The organism is Pseudoroseomonas ludipueritiae, assembly GCF_014490445.1.
Lineage (GTDB): Bacteria > Pseudomonadota > Alphaproteobacteria > Acetobacterales > Acetobacteraceae > Pseudoroseomonas > Pseudoroseomonas ludipueritiae.
In genome coordinates, this window is record NZ_JACTUZ010000004.1 from 17,514 (window position 1) to 36,574 (window position 19,061).

The 19,061-nt window shown below is 69.6% G+C and carries 16 protein-coding genes; 8 read left to right on the forward strand and 8 right to left on the reverse strand.

Features of this window, described 5'->3' with window-relative positions; translation table 11 throughout:
• Positions 1–51: 51 nt before the first annotated feature.
• Genes IBL25_RS02250 through fdhD form a run of 3 tightly spaced genes read left to right on the forward strand, consistent with a single transcriptional unit; the run spans position 52 to position 4,292 of the window.
• Complete coding sequence (locus IBL25_RS02250; protein WP_187776935.1) at positions 52–1,155, forward strand: catalase family protein; 1,104 nt, start codon at positions 52–54, stop codon at positions 1,153–1,155.
• Positions 1,156–1,203: 48 nt separating this feature from the next.
• Positions 1,204–3,486, forward strand: a complete 2,283-nt coding sequence (locus IBL25_RS02255) for an FdhF/YdeP family oxidoreductase (RefSeq protein WP_187776936.1) — start codon at positions 1,204–1,206, stop codon at positions 3,484–3,486.
• Complete coding sequence (gene fdhD / locus IBL25_RS02260) at positions 3,483–4,292, forward strand: formate dehydrogenase accessory sulfurtransferase FdhD (RefSeq protein WP_238940160.1); 810 nt, start codon at positions 3,483–3,485, stop codon at positions 4,290–4,292. Before IBL25_RS02255 ends, fdhD begins: the two co-directional genes overlap by 4 nt.
• On the opposite strand, the gene IBL25_RS02265 is transcribed toward fdhD, so the two are convergent.
• Together IBL25_RS02265 and IBL25_RS02270 are read right to left on the reverse strand one after the other, a co-directional pair.
• A complete protein-coding gene (locus tag IBL25_RS02265) occupies positions 4,289–5,275 on the reverse strand; it encodes a DUF2891 domain-containing protein (protein WP_187776937.1) in 987 nt (328 codons plus the stop codon). The genes fdhD and IBL25_RS02265 overlap by 4 nt on opposite strands.
• Complete coding sequence (locus tag IBL25_RS02270; protein WP_187776938.1) at positions 5,272–6,285, reverse strand: P1 family peptidase; 1,014 nt, start codon at positions 6,283–6,285, stop codon at positions 5,272–5,274. The genes IBL25_RS02265 and IBL25_RS02270 overlap by 4 nt, the downstream gene beginning before the upstream one ends.
• A 96-nt stretch (positions 6,286–6,381) precedes the next feature.
• Between IBL25_RS02270 and IBL25_RS02275 the strand changes: the two genes are divergently transcribed.
• On the forward strand, positions 6,382–7,962 hold the full coding sequence (locus tag IBL25_RS02275; RefSeq protein ID WP_187776939.1) for an ABC transporter substrate-binding protein: 1,581 nt from the start codon (positions 6,382–6,384) through the stop codon (positions 7,960–7,962).
• Positions 7,963–7,965: 3 nt separating this feature from the next.
• On the opposite strand, the gene IBL25_RS02280 is transcribed toward IBL25_RS02275, so the two are convergent.
• Genes IBL25_RS02280 through IBL25_RS02300 form a run of 5 tightly spaced genes read right to left on the reverse strand, consistent with a single transcriptional unit; the run spans position 7,966 to position 12,842 of the window.
• Positions 7,966–8,958 (reverse strand): Bug family tripartite tricarboxylate transporter substrate binding protein, encoded by a 993-nt coding sequence (locus tag IBL25_RS02280; RefSeq protein WP_187776940.1) that lies wholly within the window; start codon positions 8,956–8,958, stop codon positions 7,966–7,968.
• 39 nt (positions 8,959–8,997) lie between these two features.
• On the reverse strand, positions 8,998–10,125 hold the full coding sequence (locus IBL25_RS02285; protein ID WP_187777003.1) for an iron-containing alcohol dehydrogenase: 1,128 nt from the start codon (positions 10,123–10,125) through the stop codon (positions 8,998–9,000).
• 16 nt (positions 10,126–10,141) lie between these two features.
• Positions 10,142–11,032 carry an isocitrate lyase/PEP mutase family protein gene (locus IBL25_RS02290; RefSeq protein WP_187776941.1) on the reverse strand — a complete coding sequence of 297 codons (891 nt, stop codon included), beginning with the start codon at positions 11,030–11,032 and terminating at the stop codon, positions 10,142–10,144.
• Between the two features lie 32 nt (positions 11,033–11,064).
• Positions 11,065–11,559, reverse strand: coding sequence for a LeuD/DmdB family oxidoreductase small subunit (locus IBL25_RS02295; RefSeq protein WP_187776942.1), 495 nt, complete (start codon positions 11,557–11,559; stop codon positions 11,065–11,067).
• Positions 11,556–12,842, reverse strand: coding sequence for an aconitase/3-isopropylmalate dehydratase large subunit family protein (locus tag IBL25_RS02300; protein ID WP_187776943.1), 1,287 nt, complete (start codon positions 12,840–12,842; stop codon positions 11,556–11,558). Before IBL25_RS02300 ends, IBL25_RS02295 begins: the two co-directional genes overlap by 4 nt.
• A gap of 196 nt (positions 12,843–13,038) precedes the next feature.
• Between IBL25_RS02300 and IBL25_RS02305 the strand changes: the two genes are divergently transcribed.
• From IBL25_RS02305 to IBL25_RS02320, 4 genes are all read left to right on the forward strand, one after another.
• The gene (locus IBL25_RS02305) at positions 13,039–14,061 is read left to right on the forward strand and encodes a LacI family DNA-binding transcriptional regulator (protein WP_238940161.1); all 1,023 of its coding nucleotides are present in this window, start codon (positions 13,039–13,041) and stop codon (positions 14,059–14,061) included.
• A gap of 106 nt (positions 14,062–14,167) precedes the next feature.
• Positions 14,168–15,727 carry an ABC transporter substrate-binding protein gene (locus IBL25_RS02310; protein ID WP_187776945.1) on the forward strand — a complete coding sequence of 520 codons (1,560 nt, stop codon included), beginning with the start codon at positions 14,168–14,170 and terminating at the stop codon, positions 15,725–15,727.
• A 290-nt stretch (positions 15,728–16,017) separates the two neighbouring features.
• Positions 16,018–16,692 carry a lytic transglycosylase domain-containing protein gene (locus IBL25_RS02315; RefSeq protein WP_194433583.1) on the forward strand — a complete coding sequence of 225 codons (675 nt, stop codon included), beginning with the start codon at positions 16,018–16,020 and terminating at the stop codon, positions 16,690–16,692.
• Positions 16,693–16,880: 188 nt separating this feature from the next.
• On the forward strand, positions 16,881–17,858 hold the full coding sequence (locus tag IBL25_RS02320; protein WP_187776947.1) for a phosphoribosylaminoimidazolesuccinocarboxamide synthase: 978 nt from the start codon (positions 16,881–16,883) through the stop codon (positions 17,856–17,858).
• A gap of 46 nt (positions 17,859–17,904) precedes the next feature.
• On the opposite strand, the gene IBL25_RS02325 is transcribed toward IBL25_RS02320, so the two are convergent.
• Positions 17,905–18,966: an alcohol dehydrogenase gene (locus IBL25_RS02325; RefSeq protein WP_187776948.1), complete on the reverse strand. Its 1,062-nt coding sequence runs from the start codon at positions 18,964–18,966 to the stop codon at positions 17,905–17,907.
• Positions 18,967–19,061: the final 95 nt, after the last annotated feature.

Below are 19,061 nucleotides of genomic sequence, written 5' to 3' on the forward strand. Positions count from 1 at the left end.
CGCCCTGCTGGCCGGGACGTTCAAGCTTCGACCAGCTGCATCGGAGCGAGAATGTCCGCCAGCCTGCCCGTGACGCCCCTGCGCTATCAGCCCTCCTTCGAGCAGCCGGATGGCGACGAGGCCGCCACTACGCATGAGCTGATCGAGGCGCTGCGGGACATCCAGGAAACCACCTTCAGGAATTCCGGGCAGGCCTTGCGCGGCGTCCATGCCAAGAGCCACGGCCTGCTGCAGGGGGAGCTGGAGGTGCTGGACGGGCTGCCGCCGGAGCTGGCGCAGGGGCTCTACGCCCGCCCCGGGCGCTACCCGGTGGTGCTGCGCTTTTCCACCAATGCCGGCGATATCCTGGACAACAGCATCTCCCTCCCGCGCGGCCTCGCGCTGAAGGTGCTGAACGTGGAAGGGGAGCGGCTGCCGGATGCGCCGGGCAACACGCAGGATTATGTGCTGGTCAATGCCCCGGCCTTCGCCGTCGCCAAGCCGAAGCAGTTCCTAGGCAGCCTGAAGCTGCTGGCCAGGACGACCGATACGCCGCAGGCCTGGAAGAAGCTGGCCTCCACCGTCTTCCGCGGCGCCGAGGCGCTGGTGGAGGCGGCGGGCGGCGAAAGCGCGACCCTGAAGACCATGGGCGGCCATCCGCAGACGCATCCGCTGGGTGAGACCTTCCATTCCCAGGTGCCGCTGCTGCATGGGCCCTATATGGCCAAGATCTCCGTGGCGCCGGTCTCCGCCAACCTCAAGGCGCTAAAGGATGCGCCGCTGGATGTGCGGGACCAGCCCGATGCCCTGCGCCGCGCCGTGAACGGCTTCTTCCGCAGCGAGGATGCCGAATGGGAGTTGCGTGTGCAGCTCTGCACCGATCTCGACAGCATGCCGCTCGAGGATGCCTCCGTGCCCTGGCCGGAGGAGCAGAGCCCCTTCATCGCCGTGGCGCGCCTGCGGGTGCCACGCCAGACAGGGTGGAGCGAGGCACGGGCCGTTGCCGTGGACGATGGCTATGCCTTCAGCCCCTGGCACGGCCTGGCGGCGCACCGGCCGTTGGGTGGCGTGATGCGCGTGCGCAAGGCGGCCTACGAGGCTTCCTCCCGCTTCCGCGCCAGCCGTGGCCGCTGCCCGCTTCACGAGCCGCAAGGCGAACCGAACCTGCCGGCCTGACGCCGGCCATCCCGCCGCGAGACACAGGCCAGAACGAGGCACAGGACGATGGACGAGGAAGCGCATATCGAACCCTATGAAGGCCCTGCTGGCGGCTGGGGTTCGCTGAAATCGGTCGAGGGCATCCTGCACCGGGAAGGCCGTCTGGTCGGCGGCAATGCCGTCCTGATGAAGCAAAACAAGCATGACGGCTTCGCCTGCGTCTCCTGTGCCTGGGAGAAGCCCGCGGTGCCGCGTGCCTTCGAATATTGCGAGAACGGTGCCAAGGCGACCGCCTGGGAGATCACCGCCAAGCGCGCCGGCCCTGACTTCTTCGCGGCACACACGCTGGCCGAGCTGCGCGGCTGGCGTGACCATGACCTGGAGGCGCAGGGCCGCCTGACCCAGCCCATGCGCTGGGACCCGCACAGCGATACCTACCGCCCCGTGACCTGGGAGGATGCCTTCCGCGAAATCGGCGTCGAGCTGCGCCGGCTGAAGCCGGAGGAGGCGGTCTTCTATGTCTCCGGCCGCGCCTCGCTGGAGGCTTCCTACATGTGGCAGCTTTTCGCGCGGCTCTATGGCACCAACAACCTGCCCGATTCCTCCAACATGTGCCACGAGAGCACCTCGGTGGCGCTGCCGGAAAGCATTGGGCAGCCCGTGGGCACGGTCTCGCTCACCGACTTCTCCCAGGCCGACTGCATTATCTTCTTTGGGCAGAACCCCGGGTCCAACAGCCCGCGCATGCTGCACCCCTTGCAAGAAGCCTCGAAGCGCGGCGTGCCGATCATCACCTTCAACCCGCTGCGGGAACGCGGGCTGGAGCGCTTCACCAATCCGCAATCGCCGGCCGAGATGCTGACGGGCAGGGAGACGCGCATCTCGTCCCAGTATCATCAGGTGAAGGCCGGCGGCGATATCGCGGCGATCATGGGGCTCTGCAAGGCGCTGATCGAGGCCGACGATGCCGGAGAGACGCTGCTGGACCATGACTTCATCGCCCAGCACACCCGTGGCTTCGAGGATTTCGCCCAGGCCGCCCGCGCGGCCGACTGGGCGGAGATCGAACGGGAATCCGGCCTGACGCGGCCGGCGCTGGAAGGCGTGGCGCGCTGCTACGGCAAATCAAAGGCGGTGATCGCGGTCTATGGCATGGGGCTGACACAGCACCGGCGTGGCGTCGAGAATGTGCAGATGCTGGTGAACCTGCTGCTGCTGCGCGGCAATATCGGCAAGGAAGGTGCCGGCATCTGCCCGGTGCGCGGCCATTCCAACGTGCAGGGCCAGCGCACCATCGGCATCAGCGAGAAGCCGGATCTGGTGCCGCTGGACAAGCTGGCGGAGCAGTACAACTTCAGCCCGCCGCGCGGGAAAGGGCTGAACACCGTGGAGGCCTGCGAGGCGGTGCTGGATGGCCGTGTGCGCGCCTTCCTCTCGCTGGGCGGCAATTTCCTGCGCGCGGTGCCGGAGACGGCGGCGATGGAAGAAGCCTGGCCGCGCCTGCGCCTTTCCGTGCAGATCGCCACCAAGCTGAACCGCAGTCATCTTGTTCCGGCGGAGGTGACCTACCTGCTGCCCTGCCTCGGGCGCATCGAGATCGACACCCAGCGCAGCGGGCCGCAGGTCGTCTCGATGGAGGATTCCAACGGGCAGATCCATCCGTCCCGTGGCCAGTCGCAGCCGGCCAGCGAATACCTGAGGTCGGAGCCCGCCATCATTGCCGGATTGGCCAAGGCCGCCCTGCCGATGAATGCCCGCGTGCCCTGGGATGACTGGGTGGCGGATTACAACCGCATCCGCGACGCCGCCGCCGAAACCTTTCCGGATATCTTCAGCGGCTTCAATGCGCGCCTGAAGACGCCCGGCGGCTTCCCGCGCCCCCGCGCGGCGCGGGAACGGGTGTGGAAGACCAAGACCGGCAAGGCCAATTTCATTGCTCCCGCCGGGCTGCGCGCCGATCCGGATGTTCCGCTGAAGCGGGAAGGGGTGCTGCAACTCATCACCCTGCGCTCCAACGATCAGTTCAACACCACCGTCTATGGCTATGATGACCGCTTCCGGGGCGTCAGCGGCACGCGCGACGTGGTCTTCATAGGACGCAACGACATGGTGCGGCTGGGCCTGGAGGAAGGGCAAAGCGTGGCCCTGCGAACCGAGGCCGATGACGGGCGGGAGCGCAGGGTCTCCGGCTTGCAGGTGGTGCCTTACGATCTGCCGGATGGCTGCATCGCCGCCTATTACCCCGAGTGCAACCGGCTGATCCCACTCTGGCACCACGCCGAGCGCAGCAAGGTGCCGGCGGCGAAGTCGGTGCCCGTGCGGGTGGTGGCGGAAGGCGGCGGGGCATGATGCGCGGCGCGCGCCAGGTTCCGCGCCGCGCCTGGCGCGGCGGCAACTGGCAGGATGGCGACCGTGCCCTGCCCGAGGAGGTCGCGGTGGCCTTCACCTATGACGGCGCCGCCCATGCCGTGATGATGGCCACGCCTGACGACCTGCGCGACTTCGCCATCGGCTTCAGCCTGACCGAGGGCATCCTGACCCATGCCGATGAGGTCGATGCCCTGGAGATCGTGCCGCTGCCCGCCGGCATCGACCTGCGCTTCTGGCTGCGGTCCGACCGGGGAGAGGCGCTGGCGGCGCGGCGCCGGCGCCTGGCTGGGCCGGTCGGCTGCGGCATGTGCGGGCTGGAAACACTGGCCCAGACGCAGCGGGCCGTGCCGAGGGTGGGCCCCGGCATCGAGCTGCTGCCCGGGCAGGTCCAGGAGGCCCTGGCCGCCCTGCCGCCCAGCCAGGCGCTGAACACCGAAACCCATGCCGTGCACGCGGCGGCCTTCTGGCACCCCGCGCGAGGGCTGGTGGCGCTGCGCGAGGATGTCGGCCGCCACAATGCGCTGGACAAGCTGGCCGGCGCGCTTGCCGCCCGCGCGCTGCCGGCGGCGGAGGGGATGGTGATCATGACCAGCCGCATCTCGGTGGAGCTGGTGCAGAAGGCGGCGATGCTGGGCGCGCCGCTGCTGGCCGGCATCTCCGCCCCCACCACCCTGGCGCTGGAGGTGGCGGAGGCCGCCGGCATCACCGTGCTCGGCATCTGCCGGCGCGACGGCTTCGAGGTCTTCACCCACCCCCACCGGGTGCGGGAGGAAGCGCCGGCCTAGGCTTCCAGCGCCAGCACGGCGAAGCTGGCCAGCCAGTGCTCGCCCATGTAGTCACCGGCGACATGCGGCAGCGCGGACTGGAGATGCACCTCGGCGGTCTCCAGCGCCAGGGCGCGGCGCGGGTCGGCTTCCGGCAGCGCGGCGGCGATGCTGCGCCAGCACCAGGCGCGGCTGAGGTTCAGCCCGTCCAGATGCGCGATTTTGCCATCCGTGCGGTCGCTGACCGTAGCAGGCTGCAAGAGCGTCGCGGGCTGCCGCTGCGCCAGACGGGGCAGGAAGCGACCGAACCAGGGCAGGAAGGCGCCTTCCGGCAGCAGGCGCCGCATGCATTCGGCCTCGACCAGCGCGGAGGAGAGGAAATCGTCGCCGCCGGGTTCCCAGGCCTGGCAATCGGCATCCTCGCCGAACCAGCGCCGGGCCGTGTCGCGAAGCATGGCGGCGAGCGGCTGGTGCGAAACCGCCGCCGCGTAATCGGCGGCCAAGCAGAAGGCGAAGGCGCTGTTGTAGTGCGTGCCCACGCGAGTCGGGTAGGTGGCGCGCGGCAGGAAGTTCAGGAAACGCTCCGCCATCATGCCCGCCAGCGGCGACAGGGTCTCGGCATGCGGTGGCGGCAGCTCGGCGGCCAGCTTGAGCAGCCAGCCCCAGCCATAGGGCCGCTCAAAGCCGCGCGCGGTGGGGCGGTGCAGATAGGCGCATTCCGCTTCCACATTGGCTGCCGTGAACTGTGCATCGAACAGCGCGCGGATCTCGGCGGCCGGTGCCATGCCGGGGAAGCGCCGCAGCAGCCGCGCCAGCATCCAGTAGCTGTGCACGCAGGAATGCCAGTCGAAGCTGCCAAAGAAGATCGGGTGCAGGTCACGCGGGCCGCGCGCATCCTCCGGCCCGGCCATCACATGGTCCAGCTTGTTGGGGTATTCCCGCGTCACATGCCCCAGCGCGATCCGCGCCAGCTTCGCGGCAAGGGTTTCGTCCAGCCTCGTCATGCCTTGTTCCTCTCGCCGAAGCGGTCCTGCCAGCAGGGCTGCGCGCCGGGCCAGGGCAGGGCGGTGGCCGAGAAGACGGCACGGGCCACGGCGCGCGCCATCACCTGGGTCGCGGTATGGCCGAGCAGGGTCAGCGCGGCAACCGGGTCCCCCAGCGGCACGGCGCCCGTGGCGGCGGCGAAGACGGTGTCGCCATCCGTGGGCGCATGGGCCGGCAGGATGGCGCGGGCCAGCCCGTCATCCGCCATGATGGCCAGCCGCCGGGCCTGGGCCTTGGTCAGCACCGCGTCGGTGACCACCAGCCCGATGGTGGTGGCGGTGCCGGCGCTGCCCTTGAGGCGTGGCCGCAGGTCCTCCGCCCCGAAGTGCGGCGGCATGCCGAGGCCACCGAATTCCGCGCCCTGTTCGAAAGGCGCGGCCCAGAAGCAGGGGCCTTCGCCCACCAGTGGCGATCCGACCGCGTTCACCGCCACGATGGCCGCGACCCGGTGCCCCCGCGCCGTCACCGCGCTGGCCGAGCCCAACCCGCCCTTGACCGTGGCGGTGGTCGCGCCGGTGCCGGCGCCGATGGAGCCGAGCGCGAATTCCCCCGGAGCCGCCGCCCGCGCCGCCGCGTAGCCGAGATCCCGATAGGGGCTGAACCGTCCCCAATCCTTGTTGCCGCCGTTCAGCAGGTCGAAGAGGATGGCCTGCGGCGCCAGTGGGATATTGATGCCGCCGAACCGGATGCCGCGCCCATCCTCCCGCAGCGCCGCCTGCACGCCGCCCGCCGCGTCCAGCCCGAAGGTGGAGCCGCCGGAAAGCACGATGGCATCCACCTGCTCCACCGTCATCTCGGCGCGCAGCAGGTCGGTGTCCCGTGTGCCGGGGGCGCCGCCGCCGATCTGCACCGCGGCCACCGCCGGCTGGTCGAAGAGCACGGCGGTGACGCCGGAGCCCAGCGCCAGGTCGGTGGCATGCCCGACCTTGATGCCAGGGATGTCGGTCAGCAGGTTGAGTGTCTGGCTCATGGCAGCGGATCATGGCGGCTGCGGCGGGCGCGGCCAAGGGTTGCCATACGGCGAAACCGGCCTAGCCTGCCCCTGACCGCGATGACGGAGACCATCATGCGCTTTCCGCGCCGCTCGATCCTCGCTGCTTCCGCCACGCTGCTGGCCGCGCCGCGCCTGGCGCGGGCGCAGCGGGCCAGCACCCTGCGCTTCGTGCCGCAATCGGACCTCGCGATCCTCGATCCGGTGCTGACGGCGGCCTATGTCACCCGAAACCATGCCATGATGGTCTTCGACACGCTCTACGGCATGGACGCGGAGTTCCGCGTACGGCCGCAGATGGTGGAAGGACATGTGGTCGAGGATGACGGCCGCCGTTGGACGCTGACGCTGCGCCCCGGGCTGCGCTGGCACGACGGCCCGCCGGTGCTGGCACGGGATTGCGTGGCCAGCATCCGCCGCTGGGCGGCACGGGACGCGCTGGGCCAGTCGCTGATGGAGGCGACGGAGGAACTCTCCGCGTCGGAGGACCGCGTCATCCGCTTCCGGCTGAAGCGGCCCTTTCCGCTGCTGCCGGCGGCGCTGGGCAAGCCCGGCTCTCCCATCTGCGCCATGATGCCGGAACGCCTGGCGCAGACCGACCCCTTCAAACCCGTCGCCGAGATGGTCGGCAGCGGCCCCTTCCGCTTCAATGCCGCCGAGCGGCTGGCCGGCGCCCGCGTGGCCTATGACCGAAACCCTGATTACCTGCCGCGCGAGGATGCCTCCTCCTTCACCGCCGGCGCCAAGCGGGTGCATTTCGTCCGCGTGGAATGGCAGGTGCTGCCCGACCCGGCCACCGCCGCCGCCGCGCTGCGCAATGGCGAGGTGGATTGGTGGGAAGCGCCGGGCTTCGACCTGCTGCCGATGCTGGAACGCGGCGGCGAGGTGCGCACCACACTGCCGGACTCCACCGGCTTCATCGGCATCATGCGGATGAACCACCTGCAGGCGCCCTTCAACAACCCGGCGCTGCGCCGCGCGGTGCTGCCGGCGCTGCGGCAGTCGGACTTCATGTCGGCGGTTGCGGGCAGCGCCCCCGGCGGCTGGCGGGAGGGCATCGGCTTCTTCTGCCCCGGCACCCCCATGGCTAGCGATGCCGGCATGGAGGCCCTGACAGGCCCGCGCGACCTGGAAGCCGCGAAGCGCGCCGTGGCGGAATCCGGCTACAAGGGTGAGCCGGCGGTGGTGCTGTCGCCCTCCGATTTTCCTAACCTGAAAGCCCTGGCCGATGTGGGCGCGGACCTGCTGCAACGTATCGGCATCAAGGTGGATTACCAGGCAATGGACTGGGGCTCCGCCATCCAGCGGATCGGTAAGACGGAGCCGGTGGAGCAGGGGGGATGGAGCATCTACCACACCTTCTGGTCCGGGCTGGACCAGTTGAACCCGGCGGTGAATGCCTCCCTGCGCGCCAACGGCCGCGCGGCCGGGCGCGGTTGGCCGGACAGCCCGGCGCTGGAAGCGATGCGGGAGCGCTGGCTGGCGGCGCCGGACGAAGCCAGTCAGGCCACCATCGCCGCCGAGATGCAGCGGCAGGCCTTCCAGGACCTGCCCTATATCCCGCTGGGCCAGTTGCTCCAGCGCACCGCTTTCCGCCGGGACATCGTGGATATCCCGGCGGGCTTCGCCGCTTTCTGGAGCGTGCGGCGGGGCTGAGGCTTATTCCGTGCGGATGCCGCCCGCGCGGATCACCTTGGACCAGCGGTCGTGTTCGGACTTCAGGAAGCTGGCGAATTCGGCGCGCGTGCCGCCGATGACGCGCCCGGCCTGCACTTCCTCCACCGCCTTACGCACTTCCGGCACCGCCGCGATCTTGTTGAAGACCTCGTTGATGCGGTCGGCCAGCGCGGGGTCCATGTTCGGCGGGGCGACGACGCCATACCACACGGCCGCCTCGAAGCCCGGAATGGCGTCGCTGGCCGAGGGCACCCCCGGAAGCTGCTCGGTCGTGTCACCACCGAGAGCCACGGGCCGCACCTGCCCGCCTTTGATCATCGGGAAGGCGGAGGCGAGGCTGGGGAAGGAGAATTGCGCATCGCCGCGCATCACCGCCGTCACTGCCTCCGAGCCGCTGCGATAGGGCACATGGACCATGCTGGTCTTGGTCTGCTGCTCCATCAGCGCCATGGCGAGATGGCTGATATTGCCGACGCCGGCGGAGGAATACACAAAGCCATCCGGCTTGGCGCGCGCCGCGGCGATGATCTCGGCCAGCGTCTTCTCCTTCACGGAGGGATGCGCGATCATCACGGCATGCAGGATGGCGCCCTGCATGATCGGCGTGAAGCCGGTCAGCGGCTCATAGGAAAGCTTGGGGTTCAGCTCCTTGCCAACGACATTGGCGCCGATATCGGCCATCATCAGCGTGTAGCCATCGGCTGGCTGAGTATTCGTGAAGGCACCCGCCACCATGCCGCCGGCACCGGAGCGGTTCTCCACCACCAGCGTCTGGCCATTGGCGAATTCGGAGAAGCGCTGCGCGAAGAGCCGCGCCAGCGTGTCCACCGCGCCGCCGGCGCCGAAGGGCACCACCATCTTCACGGGGCGGTCGGGCCAGGAAGCCGCCGAGGCCTGGCCCAGGGCCGGCGTCGCGAGCAGGCCGACGGCAAGCCCGCCGAGACCTCGGCGGGTGAACTTCATTGTCTTTGTCATGGCATTTCCTCAGATGTAACCGGAATCAGCAGCGAAGAGTCAGAAGGCTTCCTCGTAGAGGCGCAGCGCATCTGCCTCGGTCAGCTCGACAGGATTGTTGATCAGCAGCCGCTGCTGCTGCATGGCATCAGCCGCCAGTTGCGGCAGGCTTTCCCGCGTCACTTGCAACTCATGCAGGCGCTTCGGCATGTCGCAGACCGCCACCAGCCTTTCGATGGCGGCCAGGAAGCCCTCGGCGGTCTGCGCTTCCGCACCGACGGAGGGCGCCAGGGCGGCGTAAAGCGGCGCGGCGGCTCGCAGGTTGAAGCGCAGCACCGGCAGCAGCATCAGCGCGTTGGAAAGCCCGTGCGGCACGTGGTAGCGGCCGCCCAGCGGATAGGCGAGGGCATGCACCGCCGCCACCGGCGCATTGGCGAAGGCCATGCCGGCGAGGCAGGAGCCTAGCAGCATCGCGCCGCGCGCCGCCACATCCTTGCCGTCCTTCATCACCACCGGCAGGTTGGCCGAGAGCAGCGAGAGCGCCTGCTGCGCCAGCACGTCCGACAGTGGATTCTTCAGGCGCTTGCTGGTGAAAGCCTCGATGGCATGCACCATGGCATCGACGCCCGTCGCGGCGGTCACCGCCGGCGGCAGGCCCAGAGTCAGGTTCGGGTCCAGCAGCGCCACATCCGGCAGCAGGCGGCGGGAAACGACGCCCTTCTTTTCCTCGGTCGGCGTGGTGACGATGGAGATCGGCGTCACCTCCGACCCGGTGCCGGCGGTGGTGGGCGCCAGCACGAGCGGCAGGCGCTGGCCCTTGGCCAGCTCCACGCCATAGATCGTCGAAAGTTCGCAGGGCGAGCGGAGCAGATAGGCCACCAGCTTCGCCGTATCCATGGCGCTGCCGCCGCCGATGGCGAAGACGCCATCGACGCCGGCCGCGCCCAGCTTGTCCACCGCGCCCAGGATGATCTGCTCCGGCGGGTCGGCCTGCACTTCGTCATAGATCGTGACGGCGAGGCCGGCCTGGCGCAGCTTCGCTTCCACCGGCGCCACCATGCCGGTGCGCACCAGCCCCGCATCGGTCACCAGCGCGACATGCCGCACGCCCAGTTCCGCCAGGATGGCGGGCAGTTCGTCCAGCGCGCCGTCCCGCAGCACGATGCGCGGGGTGGTCGCGAAGTTCATCGAGAGCACGGCGCGATTACTCCGCCGCCTGCTTGGGCTCTTCGCGGGCCCAGCGCTTGTCGAAGTCCCAGACCTCTGGGAAGCCCATCAGCTCGTTCATCTTGCCGAAGTCGTAGATGACGTCCTTGTCGAGCCCGTTGGTGTCGCCTTCCTTCAGCAGATGCGCGTAGGAACGCTCCAGCGCCGCCGCCACCGTCAGGAAGCCCACCGCCGGATAGATGGCGATGTTGTAGCCGAAGGAAGCCAGCTTCTCGGCGGAGAGGATCGGGGTGCGGCCGCCGCCATCGACGTTGTTGGCCAGCAGCGGCGCGTCGATCTCCTGGCCGATGCGCTTCATCTCGTCCTCGGTCTCCGGGCTCTCGATGAAGACGATGTCGGCGCCGGCCTTCTGGTAGAGCTTGCCGCGGCGGATCGCCTCGTCCAGGCCCAGGCTGGTGCGGGCATCGGTGCGGGCGATGATCAGGAAATCCTCGCTCTTGCGCGCCTCGACGGCCACCTCGATCTTCAGCGCCATTTCCTCAGCCGGGATGACGCGGCGGCCCGGAGTGTGGCCGCACTTCTTTGGTACTTCCTGGTCTTCGAGCTGGATGGCGGTGACGCCGGCGGCCTCATAGCCCATCACGGTGTGGCGCACATTCAGCAGCCCGCCATAGCCGGTATCGGCATCGCAGATCACCGGCGTCGTGCAGCCCTGGGCGAAGCGGCCCATGCGGCTGACCATGTCGGTGAAGGTGGCGATGCCGGCATCCGGCACGCCCAGATGCGAGGCCACCGTGCCGTAGCCCGTGGCATAGAGCGCGTTGAAGCCCATGCGGTCCGCCACGCGGGCGGAGATCATGTCAAAGATGCCGGGGGCGACGATGAACTGCTTGGCGGCCAGCGCGGCCTTCAGGCGGGGATCTGCCATGTGTTCTGTTCCTTCCTTGAAGAATGTCTTGTTCAGGCGGCCAGGGCCGCGCGCACGCGCTGCACCAGCCCGCCGACGGCCAGGATGGCATTCACCTCGTCGCCCAGCGGCGCGGCCTGCCAGCTTTCGCCGCCCTGCGTCACCGCCATGGTGCCGAGGTCGATGCGGGCTTCCTCGCCCTCGCGCAGCGCGGCGGCGGCCTCGGGGCAGAGGATGACGGGCAGGCCGAGATTGACGGCATTGCGAAAGAAGATCCGCGCCGCGCTTTGCGCCACGATGGCGGCGACGCCGGCCGCCTTCAGCGCGATCACCGCATGTTCGCGGGAGGAGCCGCAGCCGAAGTTGCGGCCCACCGCCAGGATGTCGCCCGGCTGCACGCGCTTGATGAAATCCGGGTCCAGGCCTTCCATGCAGTGACGGCCCAGTTCCTCGGGCTTGCGCAGCGCGAGGTAGCGGCCGGGCAGGATCACATCGGTGTTCACCTCGTCCCCGAAGCGGTGGACGCGGCCCTGAAAGGTCAGGCTCATGCGGCGGGCTCCAGCATGCGGGCGACATCGGCCGGCGGCACGATCTCGCCTGCCACGGCGGCGGCGGCGGCGACCCAGGCATTGGACAGGAAGACCTGTGAATCCGGGTGGCCCATGCGGCCGCGGTAGTTGCGGTTGGTGGTGGCGATGGCGGTCTCGCCCGCCGCCAGAATGCCCATATGGCCGCCGAAGCAGGCGCCGCAGGTGGGCGTGGAAACGGCGGCCCCGGCGGCGGCGAAGATCTCCAGCAATCCCTCGGCCAGGGCCTCACGCCAGATCTTCTGCGTCGCCGGCACCACCACCATGCGCACGCCCGGCGCCACCTGGCGCCCGCGCAGGATCTCGGCCACCTGCCGCAGGTCAGTCATGGTGCCGTTGGAACAGTTGCCGACATAGACCTGATCGACCTTCTGGCCGCGCAGCGCCTCCACTGGCACGCCGGAGGCGGGCGAGGGGGGCTTGGCCACCATGGGCGTCAGGGCGGAAAGGTCGATCTCGATGCGCTGGCGGTAATGGGCATCGGCATCGGCGCTGACCGGCGGCGCGGCGGGAACACCGCGCTTGGCCATATCGGCGGTGGATTGTTCGTCGCCTTCGAAGACGCACATGTCGGCGCCGCCCTCGACGGCCATGTTGGCCACCGCCATCCGCTCATCGATGCCGAGCGCGGCGACGCCCGGGCCGCCGAATTCCAGTGCCGCATCCGCCGCGCCATCGGAGCCGATGCGGCGGATCAGCTCCAGGATCACGTCCTTGCCGGTGACGAAGGGGCCAGGCTTGCCGGTCAGCTCGACGCGGATGCTGTCGGGCACCCGCATCCAGAGCTGCCCGGTGGCCAGGGCGCCCGCGAGGTCGGTGGAGCCGAAGCCGATGCCCAGCGCATTGAAGGCGCCGGCGGTGCAGGTATGGCTGTCCGCGCCGAAGACCACGGTGCCATGGCCCACCATGCCCAGCTCGGCCAGCAGGGTATGCTCGATGCCGCCACGGCCTGGCTCGTAGTAGTGCGGGATGCCGTGCTTGCGAGCGAAGTCCCGTGTCATGGCGATGGCGCCGGCGGCGGTGACATCAGGGGCGGGCGCGAAGTGGTCGGCCACCAGCACGATGCGCTGTGGGTCGAAGGGCCGGGGCGCGCCCATGGCATCGAACTGCTCGAAGGCCAGGGGGCCGGAGACATCGTTCAGCAGCACGACATCGGGGCGGATGGTGACAATGGCACCCGTGGGCGCCGCGCCACCCACCGCATGGGCGGCCAGGATCTTCTGCGTGATGGTGCCGTCCTTCATGGCGCCATCATGGCATCGCGCGGCATGGCCATTCCCCTCTCGAGTTGTTCTCTCCGGCCATGCCGGGTGCGTTGTGCAATCGATAGCATAGACATCCGGGTGGTAAAGGGGAATTTGAGCAGAAAGCCGTGCCACAGCGGCGGGCCAGCGATTGCACGGTAAGGACTGCGCTGCTAACGCCAGGGCCATGGAGGATATGCCACATCCGGTTCGGGCGACGGTGGCCAGCCTGGCTCGCCGGGCCGGGGTCGCGGCCTCCACCGTCTCGCGCGCCTTGAGGGACGATCCGCGCATCTCGCCCGAGGTGCGCGCCCGCATCGCCGCGCTCGCGGCCGAGGCCGGCTATACGCCCAATGCGCTGGCCCGCACCCTGGTGAGTGGCCGCAGCGGGTTGATCGGGCTGGTGCTGGGCCCGATGGACAACCCCTTTTATGCCGAGATGATGCAGCAGATCGTCAGCCAGGCCGCCGCGCGCGGCTGGCGGCTGCTGCTGCTGCATGCCGGCGACGGCCCGATGGAGGAGGCTACCGCGGCGGCCCTGCTGCAATACCGCGTCGATGGCTGCCTGATCACCTCGGCCGGGCTCTCGTCCCGCGCCGCCTCCGTCTGCGCCGAGAACCGCGTGCCGCTGGTCATGGTCAACCGCGTGGCGCGGGAGCATGGCTCCGCCGTGTCCTGCGACAACCTGGCGGCGGGCGAGACCCTGGCGGAGCTGCTGATGCAGGCCGGGCACCGGCGGCTGGCGGTGATCACCGGCAACCCCGGCACCTCCACCGGCCTGGAGCGCACGGAAGGCTTCGTGCGGCGCGTGCTGGCCGCCGGGCTGCCGGCACCGCTGCTGCTGCCGGGCGGCGCTTCCCATGCCGCGGGCTACGCGGCGGGGCAGAGCATGGCCGCCTTGCCGGCCGGGGAGCGGCCGGATGCGGTGATGGGGGTCAGCGACATCCTGGCCATGGGCGCGATGGATGCGCTGCGTGGGGCGGGGTTATCCGTCCCGGGCGATGTCTCGGTGGTGGGCATCGACGGCATCGCCGCCGCCGGGCGGGTGCCCTACCGCCTGACCACTGTGGCGCAGCCGCTGGAGGCGATGATCGCGCGTGGGCTGGATATGCTGCTGGCGCGCATCGGCGGCGCGCAGGTGCCGGATGAGGTGGTGCTGCTGCGCGGCAGCCTGATCCGCCGCGCCTCCGCCCGGCTTGTGGCCCCCGGCCAGGGCTGAGGCCGCCGATCCTCGCCTCGGCGGGTGCAAGCATTGCTGAAGCGTGACATGCTCCACCCGAGAAGGGGCATCACCGTCCAGCTTTGTGCCGAAGAGGAGTTCCGCCATGCTGCCAGACCTGAGCCGCCGTGCCACATTGTCGCTGGGCGGCGCCATGCTGACCGGCGCCCTCGGCCGGCCAGCCCTGGCGCAGGATGCCTCCAAGGTGCTGCGCTTCGTGCCGCATGCCAATCTGACGACGCTGGACCCGCTCTGGTCCAGCGCCCTGGTCTCCTACTGCGCCGCGAGCATGATCTGGGACCGCCTCTACGGTCTGGACGACAGCCTGACGCCGCAGCCGCAGATGGTGCAGGGGCACGAGCTTTCGGAAGACCGACTGCACTGGCGCTTCACCATGCGCGACGGGCTGCTGTGGCATGATGGGTCGCCGGTCGCGGCGCGGGATTGCGTCGCTTCCATCGCGCGCTGGGCGCAGAAGGACGGCTTCGGCGTCCGCATGGCTTCGCAGATGGAGGAGATGCGCGCGGTCGACGACAAGCGCTTCGAGATCCGCCTGAAGCGGCCCTTCCCGCAGATGCTTTTCGCGCTGGGTGCCACGGCCTGCTTCATGATGCCGGAGCAGACGGCCGCCACGCCCGCCTCCGCCAGCGTTACCGATTACATGGGCAGCGGCCCGTTCATCTTCCGCAAGGACGAATGGGTCGCCGGCGCGCGGGCGCTGTTCGAGCGCAACCCGCGCTATGTCTCGCGCCAGGAGGCGCCGCAGTTCTGGGCCGGCGGGCGGCCGGTGCATTTCGACCGCGTGGAATGGCATATCCTGCCCGATCCCTCCACCGCGGCCTCCGCCTTGCAGACCGGCGAGGTGGATTGGCTGGAGCGCCCGCTGGGCGACCTGCTGCCGGTGTTGCGCCGGCGCCGCGACCTGAAGGTGGAGGTGCTGGACCCGCTGGGCTTCTGGGCCGAGGTGCGGTTGAACACCGCGGTGCCGCCTTTCAACAGCCCGAAGGTGGCCCACGCCATCCTGCCGGCCCTGCAACAGAGCGACTTCCTGCAGTCGCTGCTGGGCGACCAGCCCGAGATGATGAACGGCAACTGCGGCATCTTCCTGCCCGGCACACCGTTGGCGAATGATGCCGGCATGGAGCTTCTGACCAAACCGCGCGACCTGGAACTGGCGAGGCGTATGCTGAAGGAATCCGGCTATGCCGGAGAGCCGGTGGTGATGCTCGAGGCCTCCGACCTCGCCACTTCCGCCGCCTTTTCCCCGGTCGCGCGCCAGTTGTTCGAGCAGGTGGGCTTGAAGGTGGATTACCAGACCGCCGACTGGGGCACCGTGATCAGCCGCAGCAACCTGCCGGGCGGACAGGGGCAATGGAACTGCTATGCGACCGCCTGGGCCGGGCTCTGGATCACCAACCCGGCGATGCACGCGCATCTCTATGGCACCGCCACCAATCCGCGCATGACCGCGCTGCGGGATGCCTGGTTCGACGCGCCGGACCTGCCGGCGCAGAGAAGCATCGCGGAACAGATGCAGCGCCAGGCGCTGGAGGAGCCGCCGGTGCTTCCCTGCGGCCAATACTTCACGCCACAGGCCTACAACACGCGCCTTTCCGGCTTCGTAAAAGGGCCCACCGCCACATTCTGGAACGTGCGCAAGACCTGAACCGGCGCCGCTGATGGAACGGCACGGGCAGGCGGGGCGTGGCCGCGATGCCTGTCCCGTGCCGTCTTCCGGGCAAATCCACCGCGGCATACGGCCAAGCGCCCTCTCATCTCGCCCTTGTTTCTGGAGCCTGTGCCGCAGGCCGGCGGCCTCATGCCCCGTGACGATGCGGCACGGAGGGCGGCACTGGACTGTTCGAGGAGCCGAACCAAGTGTGGCCGATGCGTTCCGTCCTGCCGTTCCTCCTGCTGTTCCTCCCTTTCCTCGCACAAGCGCAGCCCACCAACCCCATGGATTGGGCGCGCTGCCGCCAGGCCATCGCTGCCGCGGAGCCAGGCTCCGGCGTGCCGCCGGGCCTGCTTGGCGCCATCGCGCTGGTGGAGAGCGGGCAGCGCAACCCCAGGACCGGCGCGCCGGAGCCCTGGCCCTGGTCCTACAACGTGGCCGGGGTGGGGCACGCGCCACCAACCAAGGCGGCCGCCATCGCCGAGGTTTCGGCTCTGCTGGCGCGCGGCGTGAGATCGGTCGATGTCGGATGCATGCAGGTGAACCTGATGTACCATCCAGATGCTTTCGCGAATCTGGAGGAAGCTTTCGACCCCGCCGCCAATCTCAGATACGCTGCGCGCTTTCTGCGTGATCTGCGGAACCGGACCGGCGACTGGGGCCAGGCTATTGCCCGCTATCACTCCGGGGAAGCTGAGCGTGGGGCGGCCTATAGCCGCCGCGTTGCCCTGGCACGGATGGGCGCGGCCTGGGGCCGGGGCGGCGGCGTGCCCCTGCCCCCGCGGATCGCGCAGAACATCTGCGCCCCGGGCCTGACGCCGATGCTGTTCTTTGGCGGGCTGCAGGAAGCGCGGCGCTTCATGACACCGGAAGCGCGCCGGGCGCGCCGGGCGGTACCGGTGCCACCCGCCAGCACCCGGCCCCGGCTGGCCTGCATCCGCAATGAGGCGCGGCGCTAACGCCATGAAAGGGAAGAGAGCCTGGCCAGACCATCCCTGAAGCTCTTCAGGCCCCGGTGGCGTCGTGCCGCGCCGGGGCGGGCGCCGCCCGAAGACGGGTACCCGGGAGCGGCTGACACATCCTTCCCGACCTGCTAGAGGTGGCGCCCGTTCCCTTCCGGCCACCACTTGCTCAGGTATCGCGCATCATGGATCTCGCCACTCTCCGCGCCCAGGCGCACCGGATCCTGCCCGATGCCACCATTCCGGAACTGCCGAACCACTACAGCGGCAAGGTGCGCGACAATTACGACCTGCCGGACGGCCGCCGCGTCATCATCGCCACCGACCGCCTGAGCGCCTTCGACCGCATCCTCTGCACCATTCCCTTCAAGGGCCAGGTGCTGACCCAGACCGCCCGCTTCTGGTTCGAGGCGACGCGCGACATCTGCGCCAACCACGTGCTGGAATACCCCGACCCCAATGTGGTGATCGGCCAGCGGCTGGAGATCCTGCCGGTGGAAGTGGTGGTGCGCGGCTACCTCGCCGGCACAACCGGCACCTCAGTCCTGACACTCTACAAGGCCGGGCAGCGGGAGATGTATGGCATCCGCCTGCCGGACGGCATGCGCGACAACCAGAAGCTGCCGCAGCCGATCCTGACGCCCACCAGCAAGGCCTTCGACGGCGGCCATGACGAGCCGCTGACGCCGGATGACATCATCAGCCGCAAGCTGCTGACGCCGGCGCAGTGGCAGCAGCTCAGCGACTATGCCCTGGCGCTCTTCGCCCGCGGCCAGCAGATGGCGGCCGAGCGCGGGCTGATCCTGGCCGATACCAAGTACGAATTCGGCCTGGACCCGCAGGGCCGCATCGTGCTGGCGGACGAGATCCATACGCCGGACAGCAGCCGCTACTGGCTGGCGGAGAGCTACGAGGCCCGCTTCGCCGCCGGGGAGCGGCCGGAGAGCTTCGACAAGGACTTCGTCCGCTCCTGGGTCGCCGCCCGCTGCGACCCCTACCACGACCCGATCCCGGAGATCCCGCAGCAGCTCATCCTGGATACGGCGGCGGTCTATATCCGCGCCTTCGAGGCCATCACGGGGCAGACCTTCGTGATCCCCGAAGACGGCGGCATGCCGCTCGACCGCATCCGCGCCGCGCTTTCCGGCCTGATGCGCGGCTGAGAGCCTTCCCGCCCTGCCGGCGCACCGGCAGGGCAGGGGCGGGTGGCTAGACGGCCTCGGCCCGCAGCACCAGGCGGCCGACCGCCTGGCCGTTCTTCAGCCGCTGCAAGGCCTCATAGGCCTGGGACTGCGGCATCTCCTCGATGGGGATGGGCGGCAGGCCACCCTTGTTGGCCAGGGCCACCACTTCCCGCAGGTCCCGCAGGGAGCCGACGAAGCTGCCGCGCAGCGCCTGCTCCCGCATCGCCATCAGCGGCAGGTCCAGCGTGATCTCGCCGCCGAAGAGCCCCACCTGCACCAGCGTGCCACCCTTGCCCAGGGCATCCACCAAGAAGCGCGCCGTGGCGCTGGCATTCACCAGGTCCAGCGCCGCGCGCAGCGGCCCGCCTGCGGCCTCGACCAAGCGTGCGGTGACATTATCGCCCGTCGATCGCACGGTGGCCGTGGCGCCCGCCTGCCGCGCGGCCTGCAGCTTCTCCTCCGCCACATCGACGCCGATGATGGCGCGGTGCCCCAGCGCCTTCAGCATGGCGATGGCCGATAGCCCCAGCCCGCCCATGCCGACCACCACCACCGGCACATCCGGCGGCAGCGGCATCAGCTTCTTGATGGCGGAATAGACCGTGATGCCGGAGCAGGCATAGGTCGCGGCCAGGCCCGGGTTCAGGTTGCCGGGGTCCACCAGGTAGCGCGGGTGCGGCACCAGCACATGGGTGGCGAAGCCGCCATCCTGCAGGATGCCGATGGGCCAGGTCTTGGGGCAGAGATTGTCTTCCTCCGCCTTGCATCGGTCACACTGGCCGCAGCCGATCCAGGGATAGACAATCCGCCGCTCCCCGACCGGCACCGGCCCGGCATCCGGCCCCGCCGCCACGACTCGGCCGACGATCTCATGCCCCTGGGCCAGGGGCAGCTTACGCCCGCGCGCCGCATGCTCCAGCCGCCGGCCGCCGCCGAGCTGATAGTAGCCTTCCCAGGTATGCAGGTCGGAATGGCAGACGCCGCAGTGGGAAACCTGCACCAGCACCTCGGTGCCCTTCGGCTCCGGCGTGGGCATCTCCATCTCCTGCAGCGGCGCACCGTATTCAACCAGGGACCAGGCTCGCATGGCGTATCCTCGATGATGTTCGTGGCGCCAGGGGACGGCCGGACCCGGGGCCCGCCCGCGCCGCGAGGCGCCGGGAAAGCCTAGCGCGCTCTTGC